Genomic DNA, 992 nt, shown 5'->3' on the forward strand with positions numbered 1-992 from the left:
TTCTTGAGCGAGAACGCCGGTTTTGCCAAACGCGTGGAAGAAGAGGGCATCGTCTTCATCGGCCCCAAGCATTACTCGATTGCCGCCATGGGCGACAAGATTGAATCGAAGAAGCTGGCGGGTGCGGCCGGCGTGAACTGCATTCCCGGTGTCAACGACGCGATTGAAACGGCTGAGCGCGCCGTGGAGATTGCCAAGGGCATCGGCTATCCGGTCATGATCAAGGCCAGCGCGGGCGGCGGCGGCAAAGGGCTGCGCGTCGCCTTCAACGACAAGGAGGCCTTCGAAGGCTTCACCAGCTGCCGCAACGAGGCGCGCAACAGCTTTGGCGATGACCGCGTGTTTATCGAAAAGTTTGTCGAGGAACCGCGTCACATTGAAATCCAGTTGATCGGCGACAGCTTTGGCAACGTGATTTATCTCAATGAACGTGAATGCTCAATCCAGCGCCGGCATCAGAAGGTGATTGAGGAAGCGCCGTCGCCTTTCATCTCTGAGGCCACGCGCAAGGCCATGGGCGAGCAGGCGGTGCAGCTGGCGAAGGCGGTGAAATACCAGAGCGCGGGCACGGTCGAATTTGTGGTCGGCAAAGACCAGAGTTTTTACTTCCTGGAGATGAACACCCGTTTGCAGGTGGAGCATCCGGTGACCGAGTGCATCACCGGCGTGGACCTGGTCGAGCTGATGATTCGCGTCGCCGCGGGCGAGAAACTGCCTTTGAGCCAGGCCGAGGTCAAGCGCGACGGTTGGGCAATCGAGTGCCGCATCAACGCCGAAGACCCGTTCCGCAATTTCCTGCCGTCCACCGGCCGCCTGGTGCGCTTCCAGCCGCCGCAAGAGACCATGTTTGCGTCCGACACCGGCCAGTGGTACGGCGTGCGGGTCGACACCGGGGTGCAGGATGGTGGCGAAATTCCGATGTTTTACGACTCGATGATCGGCAAGCTGATCGTGCACGGCAAAGACCGGCTCGATGCGATTGCCAAGATGCG

The 992-nt window shown here is 60.2% G+C and carries 1 protein-coding gene; it reads left to right on the forward strand.

Features of this window, described 5'->3' with window-relative positions; translation table 11 throughout:
- Positions 1 to 992, forward strand: a 992-nt coding sequence (locus B3V69_RS11935) for an acetyl-CoA carboxylase biotin carboxylase subunit (protein WP_296446811.1), incomplete at both ends; no start/stop codon positions are given.

It is taken from the genome of Rhodoferax sp. UBA5149 (assembly GCF_002413825.1).
Taxonomy (GTDB): Bacteria; Pseudomonadota; Gammaproteobacteria; order Burkholderiales; family Burkholderiaceae_C; genus Rhodoferax.